This window comes from Streptomyces sp. 13-12-16, assembly GCF_002114215.1.
Lineage (GTDB): Bacteria > Actinomycetota > Actinomycetes > Streptomycetales > Streptomycetaceae > Streptomyces.
In genome coordinates this window covers 1-4,169 of sequence record NZ_NCTE01000809.1, presented here as the reverse complement: position 1 = coordinate 4,169, position 4,169 = coordinate 1, and the positions used below count along the sequence as shown (strand labels likewise).

Here is a 4,169-nt window from a genome sequence, read left to right as displayed (position 1 = left end):
TCCGGCCCGCCTCGACCAGACCCATCACGAGGCTGGTCGCACCCAGGTGGGTGAGGCCGTGGGTGTCCTTGAGGGCGTCGATGACGTCCTGCACGGTGCGGGCGTGGGCGAGGGCGGCGGTGGTGAGCTGGACGACGTTGGTCTGCCGGCGGCGGATGTCCTCCTGGAGCGCCTGATCGCGCCGGGCCTCGCTGTCGCGGAGCTCCTGGGTGGCGTCCCGGACGATGCCGATGATGCGGCGGGGCCGGCCGGACTCGTCCCGGCGGATGTAGCCCTGGGTGTGGGTCCAGCGCAGGGAGCCGTCGCGGCAGCGGACGCGGAAGTAGGCGCCGTAGTTCTCGCTGCCGGTCTTCAGCGCCTGTGACACGACGGTGTCCAGGCGCCGGGCCTCGCCGGGCGGGACCCGGCTGCCCAGGGTCTCGGGGTGGTCGTCGTACTCGTCGGGGCGCATGTCGAAGATCTCGTGCGCCTGGGCGTCCATCTGCATCACCCCGGCGTCCAGGTCCCAGTCGAAACTGCCCATGCGGTTGAGCGCCAGGATCGGATCCGGGTGGTCCGGCCAGTCGTCCGGGAGAGACAGGGGGCTCGCTCCCCGATCAGCCATGGGCCCACCTTGCCAGGATTCACGCGATTCTTCGACCGCTGGGCGCCGCCCGCGCGCGCCTCTCGCCCGCGGGTTGCGCGGCCCGCCCGGTGGTATACGGAGAGTCACAGGGGTGTCGGCGGAACGAGGCAGGAGGGAGCGTGCGGCCGTGGAGTGGTTCACCGCGTCCGAGTACTGGACGGGCCGGCTGGTCTTCCAGCGGGCGCTGGCCGGGCTGTACCTGGTCGCGTTCCTGACGGCGGCGCTGCAGTTCCGTGCGCTGATCGGGGAGCGCGGCATGCTGCCGGTGCCGCGTTTCGTGGAGCGGGTGCCGCTGCGGAGGTCGCCGAGCCTGTTCCACTGGCACTACTCGGACCGGTTCTTCGCGGTGTGCGCCTGGACGGGCTGCGCGGTGTCGGCGGCGCTGCTGGCGGGGCTGGACTCGCTGCTTCCGCTGTGGGGCGGGATGCTGCTGTGGCTGGTGCCGTGGGCGCTGTACCTGTCGGTCGTCAACGTGGGGCAGACCTGGTACGCGTTCGGCTGGGAGTCGCTGCTCCTGGAGGTCGGGTTCCTGGCCGTCTTCCTCGGCAACGACGAGGTGGCACCGCCCGTCGTGGTGCTGTTCCTGCTGCGGTGGGTCCTGTTCCGGGTGGAGTTCGGCGCGGGACTGATCAAGATGCGCGGCGACGAGTGCTGGCGGAAGCTGACCTGTCTGGACCACCATCACGAGACCCAGCCGATGCCGGGGCCGCTGAGCTGGTTCTTCCACCGTCTGCCGAAGCCGCTGCACCGTGTCGAGGTGGCCGCGAACCACGTCACCCAGCTCGTCGTGCCGTTCCTGCTGTTCGCCCCGCAGCCGGTCGCCACGGCCGCCGCCTCGCTGATGATCGTCACCCAGCTCTGGCTGGTGCTGTCCGGCAACTTCGCGTGGCTGAACTGGATCACGATCGTGCTGGCCCTGCCCGCGGTCGCGTTCCCCGCCGATCCGCCGACGGTGCCCGACCCGCCGCTGTGGTACGTGGTGGTCGTCCTCGCGGTGTGCGCGCTGCTGCTCGGCCTCGGTTACCGGCCGGTGCGCAACATGCTCTCCCGCCGCCAGGTGATGAACCGCTCCTTCGACCCGCTGCACCTGGTCAACACCTACGGGGCGTTCGGCAGCGTCAGCCGGATCCGGTACGAGGTGGTCGTGGAGGGGACGGCGGACGAGGTGCCCCGGAAGGACTCCGGCTGGCGGGAGTACGAGTTCAAGGGCAAGCCGGGCGATCCGCGGCGCTGGCCGCGGCAGTTCGCGCCGTACCATCTGCGGCTCGACTGGCTGATGTGGTTCGCCGCGCTGTCGCCCGCGTACGCGAGTCCGTGGTTCGGCGCGCTGGTGGAGCGGCTGCTGGAGGGCGACCGGGACACGCTGAGGCTGCTGCGTCGCTCCCCGTTCCCCGCGGACGCGCCGCCCCGGCACATCCGCGCCCGCCTCTTCCGCTACCGCTACACGACGTGGCGGGAGCTGCGGGAGACGGGCGCGTGCTGGGAGCGGACGTATGTGCGGGAGTTCCTGCCGCCGACCCGGCTGACGGGACCGGCTCAGAGGCCGTAGACGCGGGTGGCGGTGGTCTCGAAGAGCTGACGGCGTCCGGTGTCGTCGAGGTTCCCGGTCAGCGCCCGCGCGGTGGCGAGGACGTCGCCGTAGGCCGCCGCGAGGGTGCACACCGGCCAGTCCGAGCCGAACATCAGCCGGCCGGGGCCGAAGGCGTCCAGCACGACCTCGGCGTACGGGCGCAGGTCGTCGACGGTCCAGGAGGCCGGGTCGGCCTCGGTGACCAGGCCGGAGAGCTTGCACACCGTGTTGGGCAGTGCGGCCAGGGCGCGGACACCGGACGCCCAGGGTTCGAGCGCGCCCGAGGCGACGGGCGGTTTGCCCAGGTGGTCCAGGACGAAGGTGAGCCGGGGCAGTGACCCGGCCGCCGCCACGCAGGCCGGCAGTTGGTGCGGCAGGACGACCAGGTCGTAGACCAGGCCCGCGTCGGCGACGGCGGCGAGTCCGCGCCGTACGTCCGGGCGCAGCAGCCACTCGGGGTCGGGCTCGCCCTGGACCTGGTGGCGGATGCCCTTCAGATACCGTCCGCCGGGCAGTTCCCGCAGCCGGGCCAGCTCGTCGGCGGCGTCGGGGCGGGTGAGGTCGGTCCAGCCGACGACCCCGGCGACCGGCTCGTGGGCCTCGGCGAGCGCCAGCAGCTCGGGGGTCTCCTCGGGGACGGTGACGGTCTGCACCAGGACGGTACGGCCGACACCGGCCGCGACCGCCTCGGGTGCGAGGTCGGCCAGGGTGAAGTTCCGCCGCAGCGGCCGGAGTCCGGGGCCGGTGATCCAGTCCTGGTCGCGGACGGACAGGTCCCAGACGTGGTGGTGCGCGTCGACGGTCACGCCGGCTCCCCCTCGGGCGGCAGCAGACCGGTGTCGCGCAGTTCCCGCCAGAGGGAGCCGGGGACCGGGGCCGCGAACTGGTCCGCGCAGTCGTGGACTTCGGCGGCCGAGCGGGGACCGACCAGTACGCCCGCGACCGCCGGATGGGCGGCGCAGAACGCCAGGGCGGCGGCGCGCAGGGTGGTGCCGTGACGTTCGGCGGCCTCCTTCAGCCGCAGGGCGCGGTCCAGCAACCCGGCGGGTGCGCGGGTGTAGTCGTACGTGGCTCCCGGCCTCGGGTCCGCGAGGAGCCCGGAGTTGAAGGCACCGCCGATGACGACCGATCTGCCGTGCTCCCGGGCGGCGGGCAGCAGGTCGGTCAGGGCGCTCTGGTCGAGCAGGGTGTGGCGGCCGGCGCACAGGACGACGTCGACGTCGGTGTCGCGGACGAAGCGGGTGAGCATCGCGGTCTGGTTCATGCCGGCGCCGATCGCCCCGACGACGCCCTCCGCGCGGAGCCGCTCCAGGGCCGGGTAGCCCTCGCGGAAGGCCTGTTCGGCGTGGTCGTCGGGGTCGTGGAGGTAGACGACGTCGACACGGTCCAGGCCGAGGCGCTCCAGGCTCGCCTCCAGGGTGCGGCGTACGCCGTCGGCGCTGAAGTCCCAGACGCGGCGGTGGGTGGCGGGGACGGCGAAGCCGTGGGCGAGGTCGTCGCCGCCGGTGTGCGCGACGGGTTCGAGGCGGCGGCCCACCTTCGTGGACACGGTGTACGCGTCCCGCGGGTGCTCCCGCAGGGCCGCGCCGAGGCGGCGTTCGGCCAGGCCGAGGCCGTAGTGCGGGGCGGTGTCGAAGTAGCGGACGCCGCGCTGCCAGGCGGCCCGCACCGTCTCGTACGCCGCCTCCTCACCGACCTCGGTGTACAGGTTGCCGATGCCGGCGGCGCCGAAGGCCAGGGCGGTGACCTCGACGCGGCTGCGGCCGAGGCGGCGGGGGTTCACCGGCTCTCCGGGCGCGGCCGCAGTCCCTGCATGCCGCCGTCGACCGCGAGGGCCGTACCGGTGGTGGCGCCGGACAGCGGGCTCGCCAGGTAGGCGACGGCACCCGCGACCTCGGCGGCCGAGACCAGGCGGCCGGTGGGCTGGCGGGCCTCCAGGGCGGCGCGTTCGGCGGCCGGGTCGTCGGCCGCGTC

At 73.6% G+C, this 4,169-nt stretch carries 5 protein-coding genes; 1 reads left to right on the top strand and 4 read right to left on the bottom strand.

Annotation, left to right across the window (positions count from 1 at the left end):
* Positions 1-604: PAS domain-containing protein (locus tag B7767_RS29385; protein ID WP_143652688.1), on the bottom strand; the 604-nt coding region annotated here is incomplete at its 3' end.
* A 148-nt stretch (positions 605-752) separates the two neighbouring features.
* Here B7767_RS29385 and B7767_RS29380 point away from each other — a divergent pair.
* A complete protein-coding gene (locus B7767_RS29380; RefSeq protein WP_085574806.1) occupies positions 753-2,174 on the top strand; it encodes a lipase maturation factor family protein in 1,422 nt (473 codons plus the stop codon).
* Here B7767_RS29380 and B7767_RS29375 read toward each other — a convergent pair.
* The 3 genes from B7767_RS29375 to B7767_RS29365 form a co-directional block, all read right to left on the bottom strand.
* Positions 2,162-3,001 carry an amidohydrolase gene (locus B7767_RS29375; RefSeq protein WP_085574805.1) on the bottom strand — a complete coding sequence of 280 codons (840 nt, stop codon included), beginning with the start codon at positions 2,999-3,001 and terminating at the stop codon, positions 2,162-2,164. The genes B7767_RS29380 and B7767_RS29375 overlap by 13 nt on opposite strands.
* Positions 2,998-3,978: an aldo/keto reductase gene (locus tag B7767_RS29370; protein ID WP_085574804.1), complete on the bottom strand. Its 981-nt coding sequence runs from the start codon at positions 3,976-3,978 to the stop codon at positions 2,998-3,000. The genes B7767_RS29375 and B7767_RS29370 overlap by 4 nt, the downstream gene beginning before the upstream one ends.
* Positions 3,975-4,169: SDR family oxidoreductase (locus B7767_RS29365; RefSeq protein ID WP_143652687.1), on the bottom strand; the 195-nt coding region annotated here is incomplete at its 5' end. The genes B7767_RS29365 and B7767_RS29370, both read right to left, overlap by 4 nt.